Annotated in this window: 31 protein-coding genes; 17 read left to right on the forward strand and 14 right to left on the reverse strand. The window is 70.3% G+C overall.

Features of this window, described 5'->3' with window-relative positions:
• The coding region (locus tag ACTS11_RS06185; RefSeq protein ID WP_442639461.1) for a transcription antitermination factor NusB at window positions 1–743 on the reverse strand (743 nt) is incomplete at its 3' end.
• Window positions 744–827: 84 nt separating this feature from the next.
• Here ACTS11_RS06185 and ACTS11_RS06190 point away from each other — a divergent pair.
• A complete protein-coding gene (locus ACTS11_RS06190; RefSeq protein ID WP_442639462.1) occupies window positions 828–1,013 on the forward strand; it encodes a DUF1674 domain-containing protein in 186 nt (61 codons plus the stop codon).
• Between the two features lie 2 nt (window positions 1,014–1,015).
• Here ACTS11_RS06190 and ACTS11_RS06195 read toward each other — a convergent pair whose 3' ends face one another.
• Entirely contained in the window at window positions 1,016–1,393 is a 378-nt protein-coding gene (locus ACTS11_RS06195) for a dihydrodipicolinate reductase (RefSeq protein WP_442639463.1), read from the reverse strand.
• Window positions 1,394–1,479: 86 nt separating this feature from the next.
• Window positions 1,480–2,292 carry a 4-hydroxy-tetrahydrodipicolinate reductase gene (dapB, locus tag ACTS11_RS06200; RefSeq protein WP_442639464.1) on the reverse strand — a complete coding sequence of 271 codons (813 nt, stop codon included), beginning with the start codon at window positions 2,290–2,292 and terminating at the stop codon, window positions 1,480–1,482.
• Window positions 2,293–2,407: 115 nt separating this feature from the next.
• Here dapB and rbfA point away from each other — a divergent pair, with 115 nt between their 5' ends.
• The 5 genes from rbfA to ACTS11_RS06225 are packed head-to-tail and all read left to right on the forward strand — an operon-like array spanning window position 2,408 to window position 6,047.
• Complete coding sequence (gene rbfA / locus ACTS11_RS06205; protein WP_442639465.1) at window positions 2,408–2,827, forward strand: 30S ribosome-binding factor RbfA; 420 nt, start codon at window positions 2,408–2,410, stop codon at window positions 2,825–2,827.
• Window positions 2,824–3,588 carry a phosphodiester glycosidase family protein gene (locus tag ACTS11_RS06210; protein WP_442639466.1) on the forward strand — a complete coding sequence of 255 codons (765 nt, stop codon included), beginning with the start codon at window positions 2,824–2,826 and terminating at the stop codon, window positions 3,586–3,588. The genes rbfA and ACTS11_RS06210 overlap by 4 nt, the downstream gene beginning before the upstream one ends.
• Window positions 3,589–3,630: 42 nt before the next feature.
• Window positions 3,631–4,536 (forward strand): tRNA pseudouridine(55) synthase TruB, encoded by a 906-nt coding sequence (gene truB / locus ACTS11_RS06215; RefSeq protein WP_442639467.1) that lies wholly within the window; start codon window positions 3,631–3,633, stop codon window positions 4,534–4,536.
• A gap of 54 nt (window positions 4,537–4,590) precedes the next feature.
• Window positions 4,591–5,106, forward strand: a complete 516-nt coding sequence (locus ACTS11_RS06220; protein WP_442639468.1) for a DUF1643 domain-containing protein — start codon at window positions 4,591–4,593, stop codon at window positions 5,104–5,106.
• Window positions 5,107–5,153: 47 nt separating this feature from the next.
• Window positions 5,154–6,047: an alpha/beta fold hydrolase gene (locus ACTS11_RS06225; RefSeq protein ID WP_442639469.1), complete on the forward strand. Its 894-nt coding sequence runs from the start codon at window positions 5,154–5,156 to the stop codon at window positions 6,045–6,047.
• Here ACTS11_RS06225 and ACTS11_RS06230 read toward each other — a convergent pair.
• Window positions 6,044–7,225, reverse strand: coding sequence for a calcium-binding protein (locus ACTS11_RS06230; protein WP_442639470.1), 1,182 nt, complete (start codon window positions 7,223–7,225; stop codon window positions 6,044–6,046). The genes ACTS11_RS06225 and ACTS11_RS06230 overlap by 4 nt on opposite strands.
• A gap of 500 nt (window positions 7,226–7,725) precedes the next feature.
• On the opposite strand from ACTS11_RS06230, the gene rpsO reads away from it, so the two are divergent.
• The 5 genes from rpsO to ACTS11_RS06255 all read left to right on the forward strand — a co-directional run bounded on the left by rpsO (window position 7,726) and on the right by ACTS11_RS06255 (window position 12,545).
• Window positions 7,726–7,995, forward strand: coding sequence for a 30S ribosomal protein S15 (rpsO, locus tag ACTS11_RS06235; protein ID WP_442639471.1), 270 nt, complete (start codon window positions 7,726–7,728; stop codon window positions 7,993–7,995).
• Window positions 7,996–8,062: 67 nt separating this feature from the next.
• Entirely contained in the window at window positions 8,063–8,620 is a 558-nt protein-coding gene (locus tag ACTS11_RS06240) for a hypothetical protein (protein WP_442639472.1), read from the forward strand.
• 181 nt (window positions 8,621–8,801) lie between these two features.
• Window positions 8,802–10,940 carry a polyribonucleotide nucleotidyltransferase gene (pnp, locus tag ACTS11_RS06245; protein WP_442639473.1) on the forward strand — a complete coding sequence of 713 codons (2,139 nt, stop codon included), beginning with the start codon at window positions 8,802–8,804 and terminating at the stop codon, window positions 10,938–10,940.
• A gap of 200 nt (window positions 10,941–11,140) precedes the next feature.
• Entirely contained in the window at window positions 11,141–11,767 is a 627-nt protein-coding gene (locus tag ACTS11_RS06250; RefSeq protein WP_442639474.1) for a L,D-transpeptidase, read from the forward strand.
• A gap of 148 nt (window positions 11,768–11,915) precedes the next feature.
• Window positions 11,916–12,545, forward strand: a complete 630-nt coding sequence (locus ACTS11_RS06255; RefSeq protein WP_442639475.1) for a L,D-transpeptidase — start codon at window positions 11,916–11,918, stop codon at window positions 12,543–12,545.
• Window positions 12,546–12,611: 66 nt separating this feature from the next.
• On the opposite strand, the gene ACTS11_RS06260 is transcribed toward ACTS11_RS06255, so the two are convergent.
• Window positions 12,612–13,265 carry a peroxiredoxin gene (locus ACTS11_RS06260; protein WP_442639476.1) on the reverse strand — a complete coding sequence of 218 codons (654 nt, stop codon included), beginning with the start codon at window positions 13,263–13,265 and terminating at the stop codon, window positions 12,612–12,614.
• A gap of 230 nt (window positions 13,266–13,495) precedes the next feature.
• Between ACTS11_RS06260 and ACTS11_RS06265 the strand changes: the two genes are divergently transcribed.
• A complete protein-coding gene (locus ACTS11_RS06265; RefSeq protein ID WP_442639477.1) occupies window positions 13,496–14,929 on the forward strand; it encodes an aldehyde dehydrogenase family protein in 1,434 nt (477 codons plus the stop codon).
• 107 nt (window positions 14,930–15,036) lie between these two features.
• On the opposite strand, the gene ACTS11_RS06270 is transcribed toward ACTS11_RS06265, so the two are convergent.
• The 7 genes from ACTS11_RS06270 to ACTS11_RS06300 all read right to left on the reverse strand — a co-directional run bounded on the left by ACTS11_RS06270 (window position 15,037) and on the right by ACTS11_RS06300 (window position 19,712).
• Window positions 15,037–15,687: an RluA family pseudouridine synthase gene (locus ACTS11_RS06270; RefSeq protein WP_442639478.1), complete on the reverse strand. Its 651-nt coding sequence runs from the start codon at window positions 15,685–15,687 to the stop codon at window positions 15,037–15,039.
• Between the two features lie 40 nt (window positions 15,688–15,727).
• Entirely contained in the window at window positions 15,728–15,931 is a 204-nt protein-coding gene (locus tag ACTS11_RS06275) for a hypothetical protein (RefSeq protein ID WP_442639479.1), read from the reverse strand.
• Complete coding sequence (locus ACTS11_RS06280; RefSeq protein WP_442639480.1) at window positions 15,928–16,134, reverse strand: hypothetical protein; 207 nt, start codon at window positions 16,132–16,134, stop codon at window positions 15,928–15,930. The genes ACTS11_RS06275 and ACTS11_RS06280 overlap by 4 nt, the downstream gene beginning before the upstream one ends.
• Before the next feature lie 52 nt (window positions 16,135–16,186).
• A complete protein-coding gene (tdh, locus tag ACTS11_RS06285; RefSeq protein ID WP_442639481.1) occupies window positions 16,187–17,224 on the reverse strand; it encodes an L-threonine 3-dehydrogenase in 1,038 nt (345 codons plus the stop codon).
• On the reverse strand, window positions 17,221–18,420 hold the full coding sequence (locus tag ACTS11_RS06290) for a glycine C-acetyltransferase (RefSeq protein WP_442639482.1): 1,200 nt from the start codon (window positions 18,418–18,420) through the stop codon (window positions 17,221–17,223). The genes tdh and ACTS11_RS06290 overlap by 4 nt, the downstream gene beginning before the upstream one ends.
• A 92-nt stretch (window positions 18,421–18,512) precedes the next feature.
• The gene (locus ACTS11_RS06295) at window positions 18,513–19,157 is read right to left on the reverse strand and encodes a ChrR family anti-sigma-E factor (protein WP_442639483.1); all 645 of its coding nucleotides are present in this window, start codon (window positions 19,155–19,157) and stop codon (window positions 18,513–18,515) included.
• A gap of 6 nt (window positions 19,158–19,163) precedes the next feature.
• Window positions 19,164–19,712, reverse strand: coding sequence for a sigma-70 family RNA polymerase sigma factor (locus tag ACTS11_RS06300; RefSeq protein ID WP_442639484.1), 549 nt, complete (start codon window positions 19,710–19,712; stop codon window positions 19,164–19,166).
• 233 nt (window positions 19,713–19,945) lie between these two features.
• Between ACTS11_RS06300 and ACTS11_RS06305 the strand changes: the two genes are divergently transcribed.
• From ACTS11_RS06305 to ACTS11_RS06325, 5 genes are all read left to right on the forward strand, one after another.
• Window positions 19,946–21,241: an NAD(P)/FAD-dependent oxidoreductase gene (locus tag ACTS11_RS06305; protein ID WP_442639485.1), complete on the forward strand. Its 1,296-nt coding sequence runs from the start codon at window positions 19,946–19,948 to the stop codon at window positions 21,239–21,241.
• Complete coding sequence (locus ACTS11_RS06310) at window positions 21,238–22,002, forward strand: DUF1365 domain-containing protein (RefSeq protein WP_442639486.1); 765 nt, start codon at window positions 21,238–21,240, stop codon at window positions 22,000–22,002. The genes ACTS11_RS06305 and ACTS11_RS06310 overlap by 4 nt, the downstream gene beginning before the upstream one ends.
• Before the next feature lies 1 nt (window position 22,003).
• Window positions 22,004–23,263 (forward strand): MFS transporter, encoded by a 1,260-nt coding sequence (locus ACTS11_RS06315; protein ID WP_442639487.1) that lies wholly within the window; start codon window positions 22,004–22,006, stop codon window positions 23,261–23,263.
• An 11-nt stretch (window positions 23,264–23,274) separates the two neighbouring features.
• Window positions 23,275–24,006, forward strand: a complete 732-nt coding sequence (locus tag ACTS11_RS06320) for an SDR family NAD(P)-dependent oxidoreductase (protein ID WP_442639488.1) — start codon at window positions 23,275–23,277, stop codon at window positions 24,004–24,006.
• 83 nt (window positions 24,007–24,089) lie between these two features.
• Window positions 24,090–24,404, forward strand: a complete 315-nt coding sequence (locus ACTS11_RS06325) for a DUF3775 domain-containing protein (protein WP_442639489.1) — start codon at window positions 24,090–24,092, stop codon at window positions 24,402–24,404.
• A 112-nt stretch (window positions 24,405–24,516) separates the two neighbouring features.
• Here the strand turns inward: ACTS11_RS06325 and ACTS11_RS06330 are convergent, their stop codons facing one another.
• Together ACTS11_RS06330 and ACTS11_RS06335 are read right to left on the reverse strand one after the other, a co-directional pair.
• Window positions 24,517–25,581, reverse strand: coding sequence for a saccharopine dehydrogenase (locus ACTS11_RS06330; RefSeq protein ID WP_442639490.1), 1,065 nt, complete (start codon window positions 25,579–25,581; stop codon window positions 24,517–24,519).
• 7 nt (window positions 25,582–25,588) lie between these two features.
• A partial coding sequence (locus tag ACTS11_RS06335; protein WP_442639491.1) for a histidine phosphatase family protein occupies window positions 25,589–25,955 on the reverse strand: 367 nt, incomplete at its 5' end.

The following is a 25,955-nucleotide window of genomic DNA, read 5'->3' on the forward strand; positions in this document are numbered from 1 at the left end:
CGCACGGGCAGGGCGGCGGCGGCGTCCTGCACCCACCACAGGCCCTCGGCGAAGCCCGGCAGCGCCGAGACCTGCGCGGGACCGGCGATGCGCAGGCTGCCCGTCGGCAGAAGCTCGGCGCCGTCGATGGAGACGCCGGGGCCGCGGGGCGTCAGGTCCAGCGCCGCGCCGCGTTCGTGCGCGGCCTCGATGGCGCGGAGCACGGGCTCGCCCCAGGTCTTGCGGACGGGCCCGGCGACCCAACCCGGCAGCCGCTGCGGCGCGTGGTCGGCCCAGAGCGCGGGGCCGCCCTCGGCGATGCGGCGGAGGACGGCGTTCACCATGCCCGAGGCGCGCGCGGTGCGCTGGCCGCTCGCGCGGGCGAGGGTGACGGCGGCGTTGACGACGCCGTGCGGCTCCTCCCCCGCGATCAGGAGCTCGGCCGCCCCGAGGCGGAGGATCATGCGAACCGCCGGTGGGGGGGTGCGCTCGACGAAGGCGGCGATCACCCGGTCGAGGGGCCCCAAATGGCGCAGCACGATGTCCGCGAGCCGTCCGGCGCGCGCCGCTTCTGCGGGGTCGAGGCCCGCCCCGGCGGGCGCGTGGCTCAGCATCCTGCGATGGGTGAGCACCTGATCGAGCGCGCGCAGGGCGGCGTGCCGTGCCGCGAGGCTCCGGTCGGCAAGCGGCAGGCCGGTCCGCGAGAGGCCGCGCGACCGCTGGCGGGGCACCTTTCGCTCTGGGCGTTTCGGGTCTTCGGCCATGTCGCCCGAACCCTCCTTCTTGCTCGGCGGACGCCCGGGCGTATATCAGGCGGAGGCCGCGAACAACCCGGAGGGCCCAGCTCCATGTCCGACACGGACCGCGACATCTCGCATCTCCCGCCCGAGGCGCAGCGTGCGCTGGCCGAAGCGGAGGAGCGGCGGAGAAAGGCGAAGGCGCTCGACCTGCCGACGGAGCTCGGCGGCCGCGACGGCCCCGAGCCCGTGCGCTACGGCGACTGGGAGAAGAAGGGGATCGCGATCGACTTCTGACGCTATTGCAGCGTCAGGTCCGCGTAGATGCCCGTGCCCTGATCCGTGGTGAAACGCAGCGTCTCGCCGTTCACCTGCACGAGTTGGCAGTTGAAGCCGAGATCCTCGTTCCCCCAGAAGAGGTCGCGGCAGAAGAAACCGCCGTCCCAGTCCCATTGGCCCGTCACCGGCGTCCCGAAGGCGCGGCCCTCGATCCGGCCGTTCGGCATGACGGTCAGCCGGATGCCGAAGCGGCGCAGTTCGCGCCCCTCGACGAGCGAGACGAAGGTGTCCTCGGAGGCGACCACCGCGAAGGCTTCGGCCTGCGCGGTGTCGGCGCCGGCGAGACAGGCGCAGGTGGCCGCGACAAGCGCGGGCGCTCTTGTGATGTCGAGAAGCATCGTCCCGGACCCATGGGTTGCTGCGGCGTTCCGTCGCGAGAGATAGCGGAACCTTCGCGCCGTTCAATAACGCCTTCGTGACTGCGTCAGCCGAGGCCGAGAACGCTCGCCATCGAGTAGTGGCCGGGCGCCTTGCCCTGACCCCAGAGCGCGGCCCTGAGCGCGCCGCGCGCGAAGATCGCCCGGTCGGTCGCGATGTGGCTGAGGACGATCCGCTCGCCGGGGCCCGCGAAGATCACGTCGTGCTCGCCGACGATGTCGCCGCCGCGCACCGCAGAAAAGCCGATGGCGCCCTCCTTCCGAGCGCCGGTGATGCCGTCGCGGCCCCGGTCGGCGACATCGGCCAGGGGCACGCCGCGCCCCTCGGCGGCGGCCTCGCCCAGCATCAGCGCGGTGCCGGAGGGCGCGTCGACCTTGTGGCGGTGGTGCTTCTCGACGATCTCGATGTCGAACTCCGCGTCGAGGGCGGCGGCGACCTGTCGGGCGAGCCGGGTCAGGAGGTTGACGCCGAGGCTCATGTTGCCCGCCCGCACGATGGTCGCGTGCCGTGCGGCGGCGTCGAGGCGCGCGATGTCCGCCTCCGACAGGCCCGTGGTCCCGATGACGTGGACGCAGCGCGCCTGCGCCGTCAGTTCGGCGTGGGCGACGGTCGCCTCCGGCGAGGTGAAGTCGATGACCGCCTGCGCCTTGACGATGGCGTCCAGCGGGTCGGACATCACCGGCACGCCCATGCGCCCGCGCCCCAGCGCCTCGCCCAGGTCCTTCCCGATCCAGTCGTGGCCCGGCCGCTCGGTCACCGCGACGAGGCGGGCGCGGTCGCTCTCGGTCACGGTGTCGATCAGCATCCGGCCCATGCGGCCGGACGCGCCCATCACCGCGATCCCCACCTTTTCGCCCATCTTCGCCTCCGTCCTCTGCCGCTCCGCTCCTAGCGGATGCGTGGCCGGCGGGAAAGCGGTCGCTTGCGGCAGGGGCGCGCATGACTTACCTCCCGAAGGCAAGGAGTCAGGGCAGATGGCGAAGAACAGGCATCACGACGGAGCGGGCCCCTCGCAGCGGCAGCTCCGGGTCGGCGAACTCATCCGCCGCACACTGTCGGGCGTGCTGGCGCGCGGCGACGTGCACGATCCCGAGCTCAACGCCATGTCGATCACGGTCGGAGAGGTCAGGACCTCGCCCGACCTCAAGGTCGCAACGGTCTACGTCATGCCGCTGGGCGGCGGCGCGCGGGACGAGGCCATCCAGGCGCTCAAGCGCAACCGGGGCGAGCTGCGCCGCGCGATCATGCAGGACATGACGCTGAAATACGCGCCGGACCTGCGCTTCGTCATCGACGAGACCTTCGACCGGATGGACGAGACGCGGCGCCTCTTCTCGGACGAGCGCGTGCGCCGCGACCTTGAGCGCCGCGCCGACGGGGACGACGAGGGATGATCCGCGCCGTGCTCCTGGGGCTCGGCGTCCTCGCGGCGGCCGGGTCGGGGCACGCCGCCTGCGAGCGCGTCCGCTTCGATGGCGCGGCCTTCACCGCCTGCCGCATCGACATGGAGCGCGACGACGTGCGGCTCTTCCTGCGCAACGGCGATGGCGAGATCTACGGCACCTTCTCGCGCGTCGAGGCGGGGCTTCCGGCGGGCTATCGCCTCGGCTTCGCGATGAATGCGGGGATGTTTCACCAGGACCTGAGCCCGGTCGGCCTCTACATCGAGAATGGCGCCGAGGCGCGCGGCATCGTCACCCGCGACGGTCCCGGCAACTTCGGCCTCCTGCCCAACGGCGTCCTGTGCATCGGCGAGCGCCGGGCGCGCGTGATCGAGAGCCGGACCTTCGCCGAAGACCCTCCGGACTGCCGGTTCGCCACCCAGTCGGGGCCGATGCTGGTGATCGGGGGCGACCTGCATCCACGCTTCATCCCCGGCGGCACCAGCCTGAACATCCGCAACGGCGTCGGCGTCACGGCGGACGGGCGCGAGATGATCCTCGCCATCTCGGACGAGCCGGTGAACTTCCACCACTTCGCGCGGCTCTTCCGCGACGGGTTCGGGACGCCGGACGCGCTCTATCTCGACGGGCGGGTGTCGCGGCTGCACGCGCCCGACATCGGGCGTTCGGACATCGGTTTTCCGCTCGGGCCGATCATCGGCACGGTGGTGCCCGAGGCCGCGCCGGTTGACGGCGCGGGCGGCGGCGGCTAGCAGGGCGCCTTCCTCGACAGGGCCGACCGGCAAGGGTGAGACATGGGGCGCAGGCGCAAGGGACGCGAGGTATCCGGCTGGGTGTTGATCGACAAGCCGGCGGGCATCACCTCCACCTCCGTGGTAAACAAGGTGCGCTGGGCCTTCGACGCGAAGAAGGCGGGGCACGCGGGCACGCTCGACCCCGACGCGACGGGCCTCCTTCCGGTGGCGCTGGGCGAAGCGACGAAGACCATCGCCTATCTCGGCGACGCGCTGAAGGGCTATGACTTCACCTTGCGCTGGGGCGCGCAGACGACCACGGACGACGCCGCCGGTTCCGTCATCGAGACCTCCGACGCCCGACCGACCGACGCCGAGATCGAGGCCGCCCTTCCCGCGTTCACCGGCGACATCCGTCAGGTGCCGCCGCAGTTCTCGGCGGTGAAGGTCGATGGCGAGCGCGCCTACGACATCGCACGGGGCGGCGAGACGATGGAGCTTCAGGCCCGCGACCTCTACGTGGACGAGCTGACGCTCCTGTCCCGGTCCGATCCCGACCACGCGGACCTGCGCTTCGTCTGCGGCTCGGGCGGCTACGTCCGGTCGATCGCGCGCGATCTCGGGCGAGCGCTCGGCTGTCTCGGGCATGTCGCCGCGCTCCGCCGCACCTGGGTCGGGCCCTTCGACCTCGACGAGGCCGTGTCCCTCGACGAGATCGAGCGGTTGGCGCGGACGGAGGAGATCGACGCGCTCCTCGGGCCGGTCTCGCTCGCGCTGTCCGACCTGCCCGAGCTGAAGGCGAGCCCCGAGGGCGCGGCCCGGCTCAGGAACGGCAATCCGGGGCATGTCCTGCCCGGGCCGGTCGAGTACGGCGACCTCGCCTGGGCCTCCTTCGACGGTCAGCCGCTCGCCATCGGGCGTTTCCGCGCGGGCGAGTTGCACCCCGAGCGGGTCTTCAACCTCTGAGCGCGTGGCACCCGATGCCTTTTCCCCCGCGCCGCGCCGCGCCATAACGCGCGCATGATTGTGCGGCATCACCAGAAGGGCGACGCGGCCAGCGTCGCGGAATACTCCGACTGCGAGCGGTATCGCTACACGCTGACCCGCGTGTGGGAGCCGGACGGCGCGCGTGCCCTCTTCATCATGCTGAACCCCTCGACGGCGACCGAGGTGCAGAACGACCCCACGGTCGAGCGCTGCGAGCGGCGGGCGCGGGCGCTGGGCTTCGGCGCGTTCCGCGTGCTCAACATCTTCGCCTGGCGGGCGACGGACCCGCGCGACATGCGCGCCGCTCCCGACCCGGTGGGGCCGCTGAACGACCGCGCCATCCTCGACAGCCTCGCCTGGGCCGACCGCGTGATCTGCGCCTGGGGCACGCATGGCGCGCATCTCGACCGGGGGCGCGCGGTGGAACGCCTGCTGCGCGGGGCGGGGGCGGACCTGCACCATCTCGGCCTCTCGAAGGCGGGGCATCCGAAGCATCCGCTCTACATCGGCTACACCGTGCAGCCCGAGGCCTGGCCGCCCGCCTGTTGACCCGCCGCCGCCGCCGGGGCACCGTTCGGCGAGACGCGGAGGGGCCCATGGCGATCGAGGGATTCCGGCAGGATTTCGTGGAGACGAACGGCATCCGCCTGTCCGCGCATCGCGGCGGTGCGGGGGCGCCGCTGATCCTGCTCCACGGCTATCCGCAGACGCACATGGCCTGGAGCCGGGTCGCGCCCGGGTTCGCCCGCCACTTCGACGTGATCGTCCCGGACCTGCGCGGCTATGGCGAGAGCGACGCGCCGCCGGACGACGCGGACCACACGACCTATTCCAAGCGCGAGATGGCGCGGGACATCGTCGGGCTGATGGACTCGCTCGGGATCGGGCGGGCGCATGTGCTCGGGCACGACCGGGGCGCGCGGGTCGCCTACCGCCTCGCGCTCGACCATCCGGGGCGGGTGGCGCGGCTCGGCATCCTCGAGGTGGTGCCGACCGGCGACTTCTGGGCGGCGTGGAGCGCGGAACTGGGGCTCAAGGCCTATCACTGGACCTTTCTCGCGCAGCCCGCGCCGCTGCCCGAAAGGATGATCCTCGCCGACGGGCGGGCCTATGTCGACTGGACCCTGGCGAGCTGGACGAGGGCGGGCGACCTGTCGCCCTTCGCGGATGCGGCGCTCGCCTCCTACCGCGCGCAGTTCGACGTTCCTGCGCGCGTCGCCGCCATGTGCGCCGATTATCGCGCCGGGGCCACTGTGGACCGCGCGCTGGACGAGGCCGACAGAGCTGCGGGACGCAGGATCGGCGCGCCCCTGCGCTTCGCCTGGGCGGAGGCGGGCTTCCCGGCGGGGACGGGCGACCCCCTCGGCCTCTGGCGCGGCTGGGCGGAAGCGGTCGATGGCGCCGTGATCCCCGGCATCGGGCATTTCGCGATGGAGGAGGCGCCCGAGGCCGTCCTCGAGACCTTCCTGCCGCATTTCCTCGCGACCTAGGGGACGGCCCGGAGATCGATCGACGCGGGGTCGAGGCCGGGAACCCCGGCGATGTGCAGCACCGGCGTTCCGTCGAGCGTGATGCTCGAGCCGCTGCCCGCCGCGTAGGCGATGACGCCGATCTCCGGGTCGGGCGTGACCGACGGATCGTAGATGAGCTCGATCCGGTCGGTCGTCGGGTCGAAATCGGTGACGAGGCCGGGCGATGCCGCGGAGGCCACGTATTCGCCCGCGATGAAGAGGTCGGAGCCTGCGCCGCCCGAGACCGTGTCCATCGCGCCGACCATGATGCTGTCGTCCCCGTCGCCGCCGCGGATCAGGTCGCCGGCGTCGATGTCGGTTCCGTCCACGAGGAAGGTGCCGTCGATCACGTCGTCGCCCGGTCCGCCGAGGAGCGTGTCGGCACCCGTGCCGCCCTGCAGGCCGTCATCGCCCGCGCCGCCGACGAGCAGGTCGTCGCCCTCGCCACCGAAGAGCAGGTCGTCGCCCATGTCGCCCCGCAGCGTGTCGTCGCCTTCCCCGCCGTCGAGGTAGTCCGCCCACGCGCCGCCCGAGAGCACGTCGTCGCCCGCATCACCGTGCAGTTCGTCGCGGCCGCCTCCGCCCGAGAGCGTGTCTGCGCCTTCGCTGCCGAAGATCGCTTCGCCGGACTCGCCGCCCGAGACCTCGTCGCCGCCTGGTCCCGCGGTGAGCGCATCGCGGCTTCCGGTGGCCAGCGCGTCCTGCATCGCGAGGCGGCCGGCCGCGGCGTCCCCCGGATCGCCGCCGTCGAGGAGGAAGTTCAACGGTTGAGGCGCCTGGTCCGGATCGTCTTCCGGCGGGTTCATGACCACGTCGATGCGTTCGCAGGTCAATCTGGTCGCCCTGAGAACGAGCGAGACGGGAACTCCGTCCGCCTCGACCAGGGCATTGCCGGGGCTGGCCTCGAGATTGACGGTGATGAAGGGGGCCTCCTCCGGCGTCCCGGTGAAGTCGAGCACCAGCCGGTCGGTCTCCGGGTCGAAGTCGCGGACGAGCGGGATCTCGAGCCAGTCGTCGAGCGTCACGGTCTCGTGGACGTCGAGCATGTCGGGATCGTCGAGGATGCACTCTTCGCAGGGCACGGCGTCTTCGTGGGTGTCCGGTCCGAAAAGGAACTCGTCGAGCAGGTCCGTCGAGCCGCCCTCAGTGTCCAACACGAGATCGAAATCCTGCTCCGCGCAGTCGCATCCGGAGGACGCGCCGTCCGGGTCGTCATCGTCGTTGTCGTGCCCCGACAGCAGACCGCCTATAGCGGCCCCCATCAGGAGCAATCCCAGCAATCCTCCAGCGGCAAGCATTGCTTTCCCCTCGTTCGCAAGACGTCGTCAGGCACCCTCGCCGCGACGTGGCGCAGGGCGGTGCATGCCTTCTGACGATGCGAACCCGGGTCGACGCGGGCAGCTGCGACACTGCCGGTCTCCTGAGCAACTATCTCTCTAGCCGATCGGGGTTGCGCAAACCTGAACGACGCCCCTCCGGTTCCGGCGCATTCAAGACGAATGCCTGGCGCACCAGCGCGGCACGCGGGGCTTTCCAAGCAGGCCCGGATGCGCTATGCGCCGCCATCCGCGACGGACATGGGTTCGTGCGGTCAATCCATGGGCCTTGCTGGACGACATCCCGGCTTGCGCCGTCCCGATCCCGAAAGGAGACCCCGATGTCGATCACTGCCGAAGCCAAGCAGCAACTGATGAAGGACTACGCGACCAAGGACGGCGACACCGGTTCGCCCGAGGTCCAGGTCGCCATCCTCACCAGCCGCATCTCGACGCTGACCGAGCACTTCAAGACCCACAAGAAGGACAACCACTCCCGCCGTGGCCTCCTGAAGCTCGTGGCGCAGCGCCGCAAGCTCCTCGACTACCTCAAGGCGAAGGACGAGGCGCGCTACACCGACCTCATCGGACGGCTCGGCATCCGCCGCTGACCGGACGGCCCAGCCCGACACACGGACCCGCGTTGCATCCGCTGCGCGGGTTCTTCATTTTCGGGCCATGAACACCCCGGCGCACATGGCCCTCGGCCTCGCCCTGCTCGGCCGAAGGGCGAGCCGGGCGGAGTGGGTGGCCATCGCCGCCGGGGCGCTCCTGCCGGACGTGATCCTCTTCCTGCGCTTCGGCCTCGACGGCTGGCGCAACGAGGCCACGCTCCGCCTGCTGACGGACGTGTTCAACTCCGCGCCGGTCTACGCGGGCATCCTCGTCGCGGGCGTTCTCGCGCGGCGGCGGTGGCTCGTCCTGCTGGCCGCGTCCGCGCTCCTGCACGTGGCCTTCGACCTGCCGCTCCATGCCGGGGACGCCCGCGCGCATTTCTGGCCCTTCACCTACTGGCGCTACGCGAGCCCGGTCTCCTTCTGGGACCACGACCATCACGGGCGGATCGTGGGACTGCTCGAGGGAGTTCTTTTCGCCGTCTGCCTCGGCGTCATCTGGCGCAATGCCCGGGCCTGGTGGGCGCGCGCGCTCTGCCTCGTCTTCGCGGCCGTCTACGCCGTGACCTTCGTGCATTTCGTCGGCCATGCCTTCTTCGACCGGCACTGGGCGCTGTGGTGAGGGCCGCCCTCAAGGCGCTTTCCATTTCAGTGGAAAACCTGTATGCGCCGCCCCATCTGAGACGTGACGCTTCGACCCCGGCGCATGGGATGATGAAGGGGTCGGCGGCAATGGGGCCGCCATAGACACGGGGCAGACCCGGGCAAGGGGCCTGGGAGCGCTGCCCGATGGGAAACGATACATGTTCGAAATCACCAGGAAAGAAATGCAGTGGGGCGAAGAGACGCTCACGCTGGAAACGGGGCGTGTGGCCCGCCAGGCCGACGGGTCGGTCATCGCGACGCTGGGCGAGACCAGCGTCATGGCGAACGTGACCTTCGCCAAGGAGCCGAAGCCGGGACAGGACTTCTTCCCGCTGACGGTCCACTACCAGGAGAAATACTACGCCGCCGGCAAGGTGCCGGGCGGCTTCTTCAAGCGCGAGGCGCGCCCGACCGAGAAGGAGACGCTGACCGCGCGCCTGATCGACCGGCCGATCCGCCCGCTCTTCGTGCCGGGCTTCAAGAACGAAGTCCTCGTCATGTGCACGGTGCTGAGCCATGACCTCGTGAACGATCCCGACATCGTGGCGATGATCGCGGCCTCCGCCGCGCTGACGATCTCGGGCGTGCCCTTCATGGGCCCGATCGCGGGCTGCCGCGTCGGCTTCGAGGACGGCGAGTACATCCTCAACCCGACCGTCGACGACATGCAGGGGCTGCGCAACAACCCCGAGCAGCGTCTCGACCTCGTCGTGGCCGGCACCAAGGACGCGGTCATGATGGTCGAATCCGAGGCCTACGAGCTGACCGAGGACGAGATGCTCGGCGCCGTGACCTTCGCGCACGCGCAGATCCAGCCGGTGATCGACCTGATCGTGTCGCTGGCCGAGTCCGCCGCGAAGGAGCCCTTCGACTTCACGCCGCCGGACTACTCCGCCCTCTACGAGGCGGTGAAGGCCGCGGGCGAGGCCGACATGCGCAAGGCCTACGCGATCCTCGACAAGCAGGAGCGCGTCGCCGCCGTCGCCGCCGCCAAGGAGGCGATCAAGGCCCAGCTCTCCGAGGAGCAGCTCGAGGACGCGAACCTCGGCTCCGCGCTGAAAAAGCTCGAGTCGATGGTCATGCGCTCGGACGTGGTCAAGCACGGCCGCCGCATCGACGGCCGCGCGCTCGACGCGGTCCGCGGCATCGACTGCCAGACGAGCGTCCTGCCCCGGACCCACGGCTCGGCCCTGTTCACCCGCGGCGAGACGCAGGCGCTGGTCGTGACCACGCTGGGCACCGGCGACGACGAACAGATCATCGACGCGCTGCACGGGAACTTCCGCTCGAACTTCCTGCTGCACTACAACTTCCCGCCCTACTCGGTCGGCGAAGCGGGCCGCGTCGGCCCTCCGGGACGGCGTGAGATCGGCCACGGCAAGCTTGCCTGGCGCGCGCTCCAGGCCGTCCTCCCGGCGCCGACGGACTTCCCCTACACGATCCGCGTCGTCTCGGAGATCACCGAGTCGAACGGCTCCTCCTCGATGGCGTCGGTCTGCGGCGGCTCGCTCTCCATGATGGACGCGGGCGTTCCGCTGAAGGCGCCGGTCGCGGGCGTGGCCATGGGCCTCGTGCTGGAGGAAGACGGCTCCTACGGGATCCTGACCGACATCCTCGGCGACGAGGACCACCTCGGCGACATGGACTTCAAGGTCGCGGGCACCGAGAACGGGATCACCTCGCTCCAGATGGACATCAAGGTCGCGGGCATCACGCCCGAGATCATGAAGAAGGCGCTGGAGCAGGCGAAGGCCGGCCGGATGCACATCCTCGGCGAGATGGCCAAGGCGCTGACCGCGCCCGGCGAGTTCTCGATCCATGCGCCGCGCATCGAGACGATGCAGATCCCGACCGACAAGATCCGCGAAGTGATCGGCTCGGGCGGCAAGGTGATCCGCGAGATCGTCGAGGTCTCGGGCGCCAAGGTCGACATCAACGACGACGGCATCATCAAGATCGCGAGCCCGAACGCCGAGGCCATCCAGAAGGCCTACGACATGATCTACTCGATCGTGGCGGAGCCCGAGGAAGGCAAGATCTACAAGGGCAAGGTCGTGAAGCTCGTCGATTTCGGCGCCTTCGTGAACTTCTTCGGCAAGCGCGACGGCCTCGTGCATGTCAGCCAGATCGAGAGCCGGCGGCTGAACCACCCCTCCGACGTCCTGAAGGAAGGACAGGAGGTCTGGGTCAAGCTTCTCGGCTTCGACGAGCGCGGCAAGGTGCGCCTCGCCATGAAGATGGTCGACCAGGCCACCGGCAAGGAAATCGAGAAGGAGGCGGCCGAGGCCGCGGACTGACCCGCGCCGCACCGCCTTCCGCAAGGACAGAGGGAACCCCGGCCACCGGCCGGGGTTTCCGGTTTCCGGACACCGAGGGGCACGCTGACGCGGATTTGAACGCGCGGGACAGCGTGCCGTCTTGCACAGCGGCTGCACCGTGCGGATGTAGACCCGTGACGGTGCCCGAACGCGAAGAAGACCGACTGGAGAGTTCAGCCATGCTGACCCGCCGACATTTCATCATCACCAGCGCGACCCTGTTCTCGGGGGCCGTCGGGCTGCCCGCGGCCGCGCAGGACCGGGTGGACTTCGACCGCACCGTCGAGCGGCCCGACCCCGATCCCTTCGCCAACAACCCCTGGGGCCTGCACCCCCGCTTCATGCCCACGCGGGTCGAGCATCGCGCGGGCCTCGTGCCGGGCGACATCCACGTCGATGCGGTTGCGAAGTATCTCTACCACATCGGCGGCGACGGCACGGCGATGCGCTACGGCGTCGCCATCGGGCGCGCCGACCTCTACGAATCAGGCATCTTCAGGATCGGCCGCAAGGCGGAATGGCCCTCCTGGCAGCCGACGCAGAACATGATCGAGCGCGAACCCGAGGTCTACGGACCCTTCGCGGACGGCATGCCCGGCGGACCGGAGAACCCGCTCGGCGCGCGCGCGCTCTATCTCTACGAGGGCAGCCGGGACACCTACCTGCGCATCCACGGCACGCCGCAGCCCTGGTCGATCGGCACTTCTGCCTCATCAGGTTGTGTCCGCATGGTCAATGCACACATCATGGAGATGTACGACCGCGTCGAGGTCGGCTCCACGGCGCATCTCTATCCGCCCGTCTGACACGGGCATTGCCGCTGCTGCCTTGTAAACGTTCACGATTCCGTGGGCGGACAGGTCGGCATTAACACTTGTCCACAGGGCGAGTGTCGGGAAGTATCGCGTCCGATGTCTGAAACCGCCCGCTTTTGACCAGGACGGACGCTGCCCCATGTTGACCCGACGCCACTTCATCATCACGTCGGCCGCGCTGTTCTCGGCGCCGCTGGCCACGGACGCCTCGGCGCAGGACGCCGTCACCTTCGAGTTCGACGCCTCCGTCGTCCGGCACGAGCGGGCGGGGCGCAATCCCTGGGGGTTGCACGAGCGCTTCATGCCGACCCGCGTGGCGCATCGCGAAGGGCTCCGGCCCGGCGACATCCACGTCGATCCGGTGGCGAAATATCTCTACCACATCGGCAGCGACGGGACCGCGATGCGCTACGGCGTGGCGGTGGGCCGGTCGGGGATGCAGAGCCCAGGCACCTTCACGATCAACCGCAAGGAGGCCTGGCCCTCCTGGACGCCGACCGCCAACATGATCCGGCGCGAGCCCCACGTCTACGCGCAGTTCGCGGGCGGCATGGCGGGCGGGCCGGACAACCCGCTCGGCGCGCGCGCGCTCTACCTCTACAGGGGCGGCGCGGACAGCATGCTGCGCATCCACGGGACGCCGCAACCCTGGTCGATCGGCACCTCGGCCTCCTCGGGCTGCGTGCGGCTGGTGAACGATCACATCATGCAGCTCTACGAGGCGGTGCCGCTCGGGACGCGGGCCATCCTGCATTCGCCCTTCCGCTGAGCGCGGGGCGGAAAAGCCGGCTTTTCCGCCCCGGAATCGCCGGCGATTCCGGGGCGTCCCGAGGGCTCAGGCCGGCATCTTCGTGGTCCGCAGGTACGGCAGCTTCGCGTCGATCTCGCCGAACTTCGCGCGCGCGGCCGCGTCGTCGAGGCTGAGCGCCACGATCACGTCCTGCCCGTACACCCAGTTCGCGGGCGTCGCGATGGGCTGGCCGTAGGTCGCCTGGAGCGCGTCGAGCGCGCGCAGCACCTCGGCGAAGTTGCGCCCGACCGACATCGGATAGGTCATCATGAGCTGCACCTTCCTGTTCGGCGCGACGATGAAGACCACGCGGACCGAGGCGCTGTCCGCTGCCGTGCGGCCGTCGGGCAGGTAGGCGTCCGCAGGTAGCATGTCGAGGGCCTTCGACACGGCGAGGTCGTCGTCCGCGATGATCGGGAAGCCGGCCTGCGCGCCCGAGAAGCTCTCGATGTCGGCCTTCCATTTCACGTGCTCGGCGACCGGGTCGACCGAGAGGCCGATGACCTTCGTGTTCCGCTTCGTCCACTCGTCGGCGAGTTGCGCGACGGCTCCGAACTCGGTCGTGCAGACGGGGGTGAAGTCCTTGGGGTGGGAGAAGAGGATCATCCAGCCGTCGCCGATGAAGTCGTGCAGGCGGAACCTGCCCTGATCCGTCTCGACCTCGAGGTTCGGGATCTCTTCGTTGATGCGCAGTCCCATGGGGCCTGTCTCCTTGGTCTTCCGTTGGGTTCGGTCCAGAGAATGGGGTGTCTGCGCGGCGGTTGCACCGGCGCGGAGCGCGAAAAGGCGGGGCATTCTGCCGCGCCGCAGCGAGAGGGAGGCGCGTTCGCCCGGATCGTGCCGCCGCGGAACGCCCGTCCAGGCGCCCGGAACGCTTGCGGGCGGCTGCCGGGGGTGACAGGCTCCGGCGCGAGCCAAGGGAGACGACCATGCCGAAGAGCACCGAATTCTACATCGACGGGCGCTGGGTCGCGCCCGCGCGGGCCCGCGAGCTGCCCGTCATCGACCCCTCGACCGAGGAGGTCTGCGCCACGATCTCGCTGGGCGATGCCGAGGATACCGACGCCGCCGTCGCCGCCGCGAAGCGCGCCTTCGACGGCTGGGCCGCGACCGAGCCCGCGGCGCGGATCGCGCTCGTGGAGCGCATCCTCGAGGTCTACGATACCCGTGCCGAGGACATGGCGCAGGCGATCTCGAAGGAGATGGGCGCGCCGATCGACTGGTCGCGCAGCCAGCAGGTGACCTCGGGCAACTGGCACATCGAGGGGTTCCTGCGGGCGGCGAGGAGCTTCGCCTGGGAGCATCCGCTGGGCGACTGGGCGCCGGGTGAGCGCATCCTGCACGAGCCCATCGGGGTGTGCGCGCTGATCACGCCGTGGAACTGGCCGATGAACCAGATCGCGCTGAAGGTGATCCCGGCGCTTCTGGCGGGCTGCACGATGGTGCTGAAACCCTCGGAGGTGGCGCCGCTCTCGGGGCTCGTCTTCGCGGAAGTGCTGGACGAGGCGGGGGTGCCGGCGGGCGTCTTCAACCTCGTGAACGGCGATGGCGCGGGCGTGGGCAGCCAGCTCTCGGCGCATCCGGACGTCGACATGGTGAGCTTCACCGGTTCGACCCGCGCCGGGCGGCTGATCTCGAAGGCGGCCGCCGACACGATCAAGCGGGTGAGCCTCGAGCTCGGCGGCAAGGGCGCCAACATCATCTTCGCCGACGCCCCCGAGAAGGCGGTGAAGGCGGGCGTCATCCGCTGCATGAACAACACCGGGCAGAGCTGCAACGCGCCCACCCGGATGCTGGTGGAGCGCTCGCGCTACGAGGAGGCGGTGGAGCACGCCATCGCCGCGGCGGAGGCCGTGAAGGTCGGTCCCTCCTCCGAGGAGGGACGGCACATCGGCCCGGTCGTCAGCGAGGCGCAGTTCGAGAAGATCCAGGCGCTGATCCAGACCGGGATCGACGAGGGCGCGCGGCTGGTCGCGGGCGGCACCGGGCGGCCCGGGCACCTCAACCGCGGCTACTTCGTGCGTCCGACCGTCTTCGCCGACGTCACGCCCGAGATGACGATCTACCGCGAGGAGATCTTCGGCCCGGTCCTCTCGATCCTGCCCTTCGAGGACGAGGCGCACGCGATCGCCATGGCGAACGACACCGAGTACGGCCTCACCAATTACATCCAGACGAACGACGGGGACCGGCTCCGCCGCGTCGCGCGGCGCCTGCGGTCGGGCATGGTGGAGACCAACGGCAAGGGCTTCGCCCAGGGCTCGCCCTTCGGCGGGTTCAAGCAGTCGGGCAGCGGGCGCGAGGGCGGTGTCTTCGGCCTGCACGAGTTCCTCGAGGTGAAGGCCGTCTCGGGCTGGGAGTGACGGGCGAGCGCGCGGCCTCGGGCCCCCTTGGGCAGGGAGCCGCTCGGCCGCGCGCGCGGGGGCGCTGCCCCCGCACCCCCGGAGTTTTCTTCCAGGATGAAGGAGGGTCAGAAGGGGACGGGCGCGCGGAAGAGCATGCCCATGCCGCCGTCGGGATGGCGGAGCTTCAGGCTTTCGGCGTGGAGCATGAGGCGGGGGAAGTCGCGGGCGGGCCCCTCGGCGTAGAACGGATCGCCGAGGATCGGGTGCCCGATCTCCTTCATGTGGACGCGGAGCTGGTGCGAGCGGCCGGTCAGGGGGTGGAGGCGCACCCGCGTCGTGCCGTCCTCGATCCGCATGACGCGCCAGTCGGTCGTGGCGGGCCTCCCGGTCTCGAAGTTCACGTGCTGGCGGGGGCGGTTCGGCCAGTCGACGATCAGGGGCAGGTCGATGGTTCCGGTCTTCTCCGCCATCTCGCCCCAGACGCGGGCCTGGTAGGTCTTGTTCACGTGCCGCCGCTCGAACTGGAGGCCGAGGTGGCGCTGGGCCGAGGGCGTGAGCGCGAAGACCATGACGCCCGAGGTGTCCATGTCGAGCCGGTGGACGAGGAGCGCGGTCGGGAACGCCGCCTGGACGCGCGCGAGGAGGCAATCCGCGAGATGCGCGCCCTTGCCGGGGACGGAGAGGAGGCCGGCGGGCTTGTTCACCAGGACGATCTCGTGATCGGCGTGGATCACGTCGAGCGGCGTGTCGGGCGGGCGGTAGTCGAGCGGCTCCATGCCGTCCCGTCTAGTGCGGCGGGCGGCCGGGCGGAAGGGGTCAGGCCGGGAGCGCGACCTGCATCGCGACCATCGCGGCGAGAACGAAGGTCAGGAACAGGAAGGTGTTGCGGTCCTTGCGCGTCTCGGACGCGCGGAACCAGTGGCCGAACCCGCCCTCGCGCCGGAGCGCGCCGACGAGGATCCAGGCCCAGGCGATGAGGACGAGAACGAGGAGAATGGTGCGGATGAGGGTGCCGGTCATGGATCGTCGTCCTTGCTGAGGAGGCGGCGGGCCGACCAGATCGCCGAGCCGCCGAAGAAGGCCCCGCCGATGATCGCGATCTCGAGCGAGGCGATGCCGCCGATGCCGTTCGTGGCGTAGGCCCCGACGAGGAGCGCGAGGCCGCCCAGGCTGATCGCGAGGCGGAGCTTCAGTTCGGATCGGGTCGGGCCGAAGCGGGACATGGGCCAAAGGCTAGCCGAGGCGGGCGGCGGCGTCGAAGGGCATTTCGCCGCCTCAGGTCCAGTCGAGGACGACCTTGCCCGACCGCCCGGACAGCATCGCGTCGAAGCCGGTGCGGTAGTCGTCGGCCCGGAAGCGGTGGGTGATGACGCGGCGGACGTCGAGCCCGTTCTGCAGCATGGCGATCATCTTGTACCAGGTCTCGAAGATCTCGCGGCCGTAGACGCCCTTGATCGTGATGGCCTTGAAGACGATGCGCGACCAGTCCACGGGGCTCTTGCCGGGCGGGATGCCGAGCAGCGCGATGCGCCCGCCCATGACGAGGTTCTCGACCATCTGGTCGAGCGCGGCCTGGTTGCCCGACATCTCGAGGCCGACGTCGAAGCCCTGCTTCATGCCGAGTTCTTGTACAACATCTTTCAGGTCTTCCTTCGTGACGTCCACCGGCCGCACGTCCGCGACCTCTCCGGCCAGCGCGAGGCGGTCGGGGTTCACGTCGGTGATGACGACGTGGCGGGCGCCGGCGTGGCGGGCGACGGCGGCGGCCATGATGCCGATGGGGCCAGCGCCCGTCACCAGCACGTCCTCGCCCAGAAGGTCGAAGGACAGCGCTGTGTGGACCGCGTTGCCGAGCGGGTCGAGGATGGCGCCGATCTCGTCGTCGACGTCGTCGGGCAGCGGCACCACGTTGAAGGCGGGCAGGCGCAGGTATTCGGCGAAGGCGCCCTGCTCGTTCACGCCGATGCCGCGCGTCTCGGGGTCGAGGTGGAACTTGCCCGCGCGCGACTGCCGCGAGGTCTTGCCGATCAGGTGGCCCTCGCCCGAGCAGCGCTGGCCAAGGCCGAGGCCCTCGACGTTGCGGCCCAACTCTACGATCTCGCCTGCGAATTCGTGGCCGGTCACGAGCGGCACGGGAACCGTGCGGGCGGCCCAGTCGTCCCAGTTCCAGATGTGGATGTCGGTGCCGCAGATGCCTGTCTTCTTCACGCGGATCAGCACGTCGTCGGGGCCGATCTCGGGCACGGGGCGGGTCTGCATCTCGAGGCCGGGGGCGGGGGCGGCCTTCACCAGGGCGCGCATCTCGTTGGTCATGACAGGACTCCGGTCTTGCGGCCCGCGGCCTCGAAGGCGGCGAGGGCGCGGTCGAGGTCGGCGCGGGTGAGCGCCGCGTTCATCTGGGTGCGGATGCGGGCGCGGCCCTTCGGCACGACCGGATAGAAGAAGCCCGCGACGTAGACGCCCTCCGCGAAGAGCGCCGCGGCCATGTCCTGCGCCAGCCGCGCCTCGTCGAGCATCACGGGAACGATGGGGTGCTCGCCGGGCAGGAGGTCGAAGCCGAGCGCTTCGAGACCGGCGCGCCAATGGGCGGCGTTTTCGGAGAGGGCGCGGCGCAGCCCGTCATTTTCTTCTACAAGATCTATCGCGGCGATCCCGGCGGCGCAGACGGCGGGCGGCAGGGGGTTCGAGAAGAGGTAGGGCCGCGCGCGCTGCCGCAGGAGGTCGATCACCGGCTGCGGACCCGCGATGTAGCCGCCGATGGCCCCGCCGAGCGCCTTGCCGAGCGTGCCGGTCAGGATGTGGACGCCGTCGGCGACGCCGAAATGGTGCGGCGTGCCGCGTCCCCCGGGGCCCATGAAGCCGGTCGCGTGGCAATCGTCGACCATGACGATGGCGTCATGGGCCTCCGCCAGCCGCGCGATCTCTGGCAGCGGCGCGAGGTAGCCGTCCATCGAGAAGACGCCGTCCGTGGCGATCATGATCGTACGCGCGCCGTCCGCGCGGGCGGCCTTCAGCTGCGCCTCGAGGTCGTCCATGTCGGCATTGGCGTAGCGGTAGCGCCGCGCCTTGCAGAGGCGGATGCCGTCGATGATCGAGGCGTGGTTCAGCGCGTCCGAGATCACCGCGTCCTCGGGGCCGAGGAGCGGCTCGAACAGGCCGCCATTGGCGTCGAAGCAGGCGGCGAAGAGGATCGCATCGTCCTTGCCGAGGTAGCGCGCCAGCCGCTCCTCCAGCGCGCGGTGAAGGTCCTGGGTGCCGCAGATGAAGCGGACGCTCGCCATGCCGTAGCCGTGATCGTCCATCGCAGCCTTCGCGGCGGCGATCAGCGCGGGGTGATCGGCGAGGCCGAGATAGTTGTTGGCGCAGAGGTTCAGCATGTCGCGCCCATCTGGCGCCACGGCGATATGTCCGCCCTGGGGCGAGACGATGGGACGCTCGGTCTTCCACAGGCCATCGGCCCGGATCTCGTCCAGCGTCTCGGCGATGCGGTTCAGGAACGTCGCGGACATCGTGCCTCCCTCGTGGTCTCGGGGACACTCCTAGCACGCGAACGCCCGCCGGGGCAGGGCGGGCGTTGGAGCAGGCGAAAAGGCCGCTGTCGTCAGATGCCGAAGAAGGGCTGGGCGATCCGCGGCAGCCAGCCCTTGAAGCGCAGGCGCGAATCGGTCGCGACGAGGCAGATGCAGTCCTCTCCCGCCTCGGCCACCGGCATGTGGTCCATGTCCTCGTCGGCGAACTCGATGTCGCCGCGCGCGAAGCGGTCGGTCTCGTCGCGGTAGGCACCCTTGAGCACGAGCGTCAGTTCCATGCCGCGGTGGCCGTGCTCGGGCATCGCCTGGCCGGCGGGGATGTAGAGCAGCCGCGCGCTCGCGCCGTCCTCGGACTGGAGGACGCACTGCTTCGCACCCATCCCGAGGCCGCGCCACTTCACCGCGTCCGCGTCGCCGCCGACGATTTTCTTCAGCGGTTCCGGGAAGATGCCGGGTGCGGGGCGTTCCACCGGCTTGCGTTCGGTGCGGCCGTTGATGCGCGCCAGCGTCCGCTCGAGGCTATCCTCGGCGATCTTCGCCTCGTCGAGCTCCGACAGGACGACGCCGCCCAGTTCCTCGTATCCGGCGAGCCGCGCACGGGCGTCGTCGCTGAGCGAGACATGCGTCGCGACGACGAGGTCGAAGGCCGGCGGAAGGGCGCCCGCGGCGTAGCCCATCAGCAGGTCGTCGGAGATATGATGCCTGATGCCGTTCATTTCGCCTCAGCTCATTGCGTGACGCAACCTTTCCAGCGCCAACCTAATGCGAGACTTGATCGTGCCAAGGGGCAATCCGGTCTCGGCGGCGATTTCACTGTGCGTGAGATCGCCGAAATAGGCGCGCTCGATCAGTTTGCGCTGTTTCTCGGGGAGCTGTCGGATCGCTTCCGCCAGCCGCTCGCTGTCCTGCTGAAGGGCCATGACGTCCGCCTGGTCGGGCTCGTGCTCGGGTCCCCAGGGGAGATCCTCGGGCTCGGGCCGGGCGTAGCGGCGCAGGAGGTCGATCTTGCGGTTCCGCGCGATCGTGAAGATCCACGTGGCCACCGAGGCGCGGGACGGATCGTAGAGATGCGCCTTCTGCCAGAGCGTCGCCATGACGTCCTGCATGCATTCCTCCGCGAGGCTCGGATCGGCCCCGGACTTGATGAGGAACGCCTTCACGCGCGGCGCGAAGTGGCGGAACAGGCGCGCGAAGGCGGCCTGGTCCTCGTCCTTGGCGATCGCCGTGATGCAGGCGACCCATTGCAGCTCGGTCTGGTCGTTCGCTGTCACAGTCCCATCACGCCTCGACGGCCCGCGCAGAGGCCCCGTCGCGACGGAATGCGCGCCATGGGGCAGGACACCATGGTGCGGGGCGACGTGGTCAGCTTGGTCGTTGGCCATCAGCATATGGCCGATACGCGGATTCCGTAAGTCCGGATCAAAACTAATTTCTTTGATCTGGTGCGGGTTGCGCCGCGTAACCCTCGCAATCATAGATCAGAAAAAACCTGAGGGAACATCTAGTGCCATTCGAGACCTCGGCCGCCGCGCCGCGCCGTATCGCCGTCATCGGCGCCGGCATTTCAGGGATGGGCGCGGCCTATCATCTTGCGCAATCCCATGCCGTCACCCTGTTCGAGGCCGAGCCGAGGCTCGGGGGCCATGCCCGCACGGTGATCGCGGGCCGAAACGGGGATCAGCCGGTCGATACCGGGTTCATCGTGTTCAACTACGTGAACTACCCGAACCTGACCCGCCTCTTCGCCGAACTCGACGTGCCGGTGGCGAAGTCGGACATGAGCTTCGCGGCCTCCATCGGCGCCGGCCGGATCGAATACGGGCTCAAGAGTCTCAACGCCCTCTTCGCGCAGAAGTCGAACCTCGCGCGGCCGGGCTTCCTGCGCATGGTGCGCGACCTGATGCGGTTCAACGCCGCCGCCGAGAGCCTCGCGACCGACTCCACCATCACGCTCGGCCAGTTCATGGACGAGATGGGCATGGGGGCCTGGTTCCGCGACTACTATCTCACGCCGATCTCCGGGGCGATCTGGTCCACGCCGAAGGAGGAGATCATGGACTTCCCCGCGCAGGCACTGGTGCGGTTCTTCCGCAACCATCACCTGTTGCAGGCGACCGGCCAGCACCAGTGGTGGACGGTGCAGGGCGGCTCGATCGAGTACGTCACGCGCCTCGAGATGGCGATGCGCCGTCGCGGTGTGGACATCCGCCTCGCCGCGCCGGTCGACGCCGTGCGCCGGACGCCGGGCGGCATCGAGGTCATGCGCGGCGGCCACCCGGAGGCCTTCGACGAGGTGGTCTTCGCCACCCATTCCGACGACACGCTGCGCATGCTGGCCGACCCGACGCCGGCCGAGACCGCCGCGCTCGGCGCCGTGCGCTACCAGCCGAACGCGGCGGTGCTGCATTCGGACGCCTCGGTCATGCCGAAGCGCCGCGTGACCTGGTCGAGCTGGAACTACACCGAGCGCAAGGGCCACGAGGGCGGGCCGATCGACCTGACCTACTGGATGAACTCGCTCCAGCCGATCCCGCTGAACGATCCGCTCTTCGTCACGCTGAACTCCCGCGCGCCCATCGACGAGCGGCTGATCCACGACGAAACGACCTTCCGCCACCCGGTCTACGACCTCGCCGCGCTTGCCGCGCAGGGCACGATCCGGCAGATCAACGGCGACAACGCGACGTGGTTCTGCGGGGCCTGGATGAAGAACGGCTTCCACGAGGACGGCTATGCCAGCGCCATCGACGTGGTCGAGGCCATCGCGGCGCGCGACGCGCAGGCGGTCATGGCGGCATGAGCGCCCGCGTCGATCATATCGCGGGCGAGACGTTCCATGGGCGGCGGGGCGCGGTGGAGAACGCGTTCAGGTACGGCATCGACTACGTGATGCTCGACGCCGAGGCCGCGCGGCCCCGCGCGCCCTTCGCCTTCGGGCGCAACCGGGCGGGGTTCCTCTCGCTCTGGGACAGCGACCACGGCGGCGCGCCGAAGGAGGGCCGCGGCGCGCCCTGGGCGCGCGAGGTTCTGGCGGCGCACGGGCTGTCGGAGGTCACGGACGGCACGCTCATGCTGCTCGCGCAGCCGCGGACGCTCGGGCACGTGTTCAACCCGGTCAGCTTCTGGCTCGCCCATGACCGCGAGGGCGCCTTGCGCGCGGTGATCGCCGAGGTTTCCAACACCTTCGGCGACCGGCATTCCTATCTCTGCGCGCACGAGGATCACCGTCCGATCACGCGGGAGGACACGCTGAAGGCCGGCAAGATCTTCCACGTCTCGCCGTTCCAGCCGATCGAGGGCGGCTACACCTTCCGCTTCGACATCCGCGAGGACCGGGTCGGCGTCTGGATCGACTATTCCACCGGGAACGAGGGACTCTATGCCACGCTCACCGGACGGCGGAAGAAGCTGACCGGAATGGGCATCCTGCGCGCCGCGCTGCGCCGCCCCTTCGGGGCGCGGCGGGTCTTCGCGCTCATCCACTGGCAGGCGCTGAAGCTCTGGTGGAAGGGCGCGCCCTACCGCGTCCGCCCCGAACCGCCCGGCCACGAGGTCTCCTGACGTGGCGGGCAGCGCCGCGCCGCGCGCGGTCAGCCTGCCGGGCTATGCCGTGTTCGCGGCGATGCTCTCGTCTGCGGGGCTGCCGATCTACATCCACGCGCCCGCCTACTACGCCGCGTCCTACGGCGTGGGCCTGACGGCGCTGGCGGGGGTGCTCTTCGCGCTCCGGCTCATCGACCTTGTGCAGGACCCGGCGCTCGGCTGGCTGTCGGCGCGGCTGCGCGCGCGGCGCGGGGCGGCCGTGGCGGCGGGCGTCGTCCTGCTGGCGGCCTCCATGATCGGCCTCTTCGCCGTCGCGCCGCCGGTGGCGCCGCTCCTGTGGTTCGCACTGACGATGACGGGGCTGTTCTCGGCCTTCTCGTTCCTCACGATCTCCATGTATGCCGAGGGCGTGCCCGCCGCGGCGCGGCTCGGGTCCTCCGGGCACCTGCGCCTCGCCGGCTGGCGGGAGACGGGGGCGCTGCTGGGCGTCTGCGTCGCGGCGGTGGCGCCGACGCTCCTCGAGGGGACCGGCGCGGCCTACGCATGGTTCGCCGCGCTCTTCTGCGGGCTCTGCCTGGTCGCGCTGATCGCGATGCGCGGCCAGTGGGGACAGGGCGGCGGCCTGCCGTCAACGGGGTTCGGCGCGGTCCTTTCGGACCCGGTGGCGCGGCGGCTCCTGCTGATCGCGCTGATGAACGCGGCGCCGGTCGCGGTCTCCTCCACGCTGTTCCTGTTCTACGTGGGCAGCGTACTCGCGGCGCCGGGGTGGGAGGGGCCGCTGCTCATCCTGTTCTTCCTCGCGGCGGCGGCCTCCGCACCCGCCTGGTCGCGGCTCGCCGCGCGCTATGGCGAGCGACCGATGCTGCTTGCGGCCATGGCGCTCGCCATTGCGAGCTTCTCGGTCGTCCTGATGCTCGAGGCGGGCCAGGTCACGGCCTTCGCGCTCGTCTGCCTCGCCTCGGGCGCGGCGCTGGGGGCCGATTTCGCGATCCTGCCCGCGCTCTTCGCCCGGCGGATGGAGCGGATCGCCCCCGAGGCCGGGGCCGCCTTCGGCCTCTGGGCCTTCGTGCAGAAGGCGTCGCTGGCGCTGGCCGCCGTCGTCCTCTTGCCCGCCCTCGACGTGGTGGGCTACGACGCGGCGGCCGGTGCCGACAATCCGGCTGGCGCGTTGAACCTGCTGACCTACCTCTACGCGCTCGTGCCCTGCATCCTGAAGCTGGGCGCGATGGCGCTGCTGGCCGCCACGCGGCTGTCCGAGGCGCCCGCGGCCGCGACCTGAAAGGAAGACCCATGCGCGAATGGAGCGGAAAACGGTACTGGCTCGTCGGCGCCTCGGAGGGGCTGGGCCGCGAGGTCGCCCTCAAGATGAGCCGGGCCGGCGCCGAGCTGATCGTCTCCGCCCGTTCGGAGGAGCGGTTGCAGGAGCTGGTCGCCGAGCTTCCCGGCCGGGCGACCTACGTGCCGATCGACATCGCCGACCGCACGAGCGTCGAGGCCGCCGCCAAGGAGGTCGGGCAGATCGACGGGCTCGTGTTCCTCGCCGGCGTCTACTGGCCGGTGCCTGCGACCGATTGGGATGCGGAGAAGGTCGAGGCCATGTTCGACGTGAACCTGACCGGCGCGGCGCGGGTGCTGGGCCAGGTCGTGCCGCAGTTCGTCGCGCGGAACGCGGGCCACATCGTGCTGACCGGTTCGCTCTCGGCCTACCGGGGCCTGCCGGGGGCCATCGGCTACTCGGCGTCGAAGGCCGGCCTCTTCAGCCTCGCGGAATCGCTTCACGGCGATCTGCGAAAGACCGGGATCTGCGTGCAGATCATCCATCCGGGCTTCATCCGCACGCGGCTGACCGACAAGAACGACTTCAACATGCCCGCGATCATGGAGGCCGACGCCGCCGCGCGGGTCTTCTTCGAGCGGATGAACGGCGACCGGTTCTCGAGCCATTTTCCGTGGGGGTTCGGCATGGTCTTCCGGCTGAGCCAGCTGCTGCCCGACTGGCTCCATACCCGGCTCTTCTTCTGAAGACCCTCTTTGCGTCAGATCAAGGTGGCCCGCCGCCGCGACGCGCGATAGTCCGGGATGCGCAAGAGAGAAGGAGACGTGCGATGGAGATTTCTGCCCGTGACGTGGCGCAGATCGTGATCCTGGGCCATGAGCTCGACCGCGGCGAGGGCGAGCTTCGCGCCTTCGTCGAGCGGCTGAACGAGGACGAGCAGGCGGAACTCGTGGCGCTGTTCTGGATCGGACGCGGCTCGTTCGAGCCGGACGACTGGGAGGAGGCGGTCGATACCGCCCGCGCGGAGGCGACGACGCCGACCGCCGACTACCTCCTCGGCAGCCCGCATTTCGCCGACCACCTCGAGGCGGGGGCGGAGGCCATGGGCCTCGACGTCGCCGACGAGGAAGAAGACCTGATGTAAGCGCGCCGACGATGCCCGCGGTGTCCGGCGGCGCGCGGGCGTGCGCCCGCGCATTCCTCTTGCGAAGGCAAGGGGGCTCCGCCCCCCGGCGCTGCGCGCCGCCCCCCGAAGTTTATTTCCAGGATGAAGCGGCTTGCGCGTGGCGGGCGAAGACGGCCTTCGCGCGGGCCCATGGTCCCTCTGCGGCATCGGCCAGCTGCAGGAGCACGGGCAGGAGTTGGGCGGCGAAATCCTCCGAGCTTTCGCGCGGCAGGAGCGAGGGCAGGTTGTCGATCGCCATGACGTCGAGGGGCGGCGCATGGTGGACGCGGCGCGTCGGCCGCGCCCAGTCGGTGACGGCGTCGTAGACCTTCACCGGCGAGAAGTCCGAAGCGGGATCGCAGGCGATGTCGCCGATCACGCGGAGGGCGCGGGGCGCGGCCGGCGCGTTCCCCGGCACGAAGACGGGCACGCCGGGCGTGGCGAGGATGCAATTGAGGAAGACCTCGTGGGCGAGCACCTCGGGGAAGGGGCCGCCATGCGCCGTCTCGGCCATGTCCCAGCGCGTCACGGGGAGGTCCATCGCGTCGCAGAAGTCGCCCGCGCCGGTGCCGACGCGGCCCTTCGCGCCGATGACGAGGACGCGCGGGCTGGCCCCGGTCCCCGCGAGGGCGGCCGCGACCGTTTCGCGCAGGGCGGCCGCGTCGGGGAAGGTGTCGACGGGGCCGCAGAGGCCGCCCTCGGCCTGCGCCGCGACCGCGAGGAGCGAGACCGCCGCGCCCGCGTAGCCCGCCCAGTAGCCGAAGGCGGCGAGGCGGCGGCCCCGATCGTCCACGAGGTATTCGAGGTCGAGGAGGGTGCCGCCCCCCTCGCGGAAGCGACGGAGGAGGGCACGACCCGCGGGCTGGCCCTTGTAGGCGTGGCCGAACATCACGTGGCGGTGGATCAGCGGCGTGCCGTCCTCGGCCAGTTCCTTGAGGCCGAAGACGATGGTTTCGGGCGGGGCCCGCCGCCAGCTTCCGGGGGACGCGATCTCGGCCCCGGCGGCGCGGTAGGCGTCGGTCGGCACGGTGCGGGCGGGACTGTCCTCGACCGTCACGCGGAAGCCCGCCGCGAGCAGCGCCGCCGCGCCCCCGGGCATCAGGCCCGTGCGCCGTTCGTTCGGGCGTTCCTCGGCGCGGACCCAGAGATGCGGCATGGGCGCCTCAGTACTCCGTCCGGGCATGGACCCGGTCGGGCGTGTCGAGATGCGGCGTCGCGTTGAAGCCCGCGAGGATGCGGGCCTGCGGCAGGACGGCGACGCGGTGGATCGAGGAATTGCGGATCGGCACGAGGAGATGCGCCATCCGCCCGGGATCGAGGTCGAGGATGTGGCGCGCCATCATGCCGATGACGCCCCCCGAGGTGACGCAGAGCACGCGCCGCCCCGGCCGCGCGGCGATGGTCAGGATCTCGGCCACGCGGCTCTCGAAGCTGGCGTAGCTCTCGTCGCCCTGGATCTCGGCGCGGGACCAGGCCTCCATCACGTCGCGGATATGGGCCACGAAGTTCTCGGGCGTGTGAGGCTCGGCC

The sequence above is a fragment of the Roseicyclus sp. genome (genome assembly GCF_052168335.1).
Classification (GTDB): Bacteria; Pseudomonadota; Alphaproteobacteria; order Rhodobacterales; family Rhodobacteraceae; genus Roseibacterium.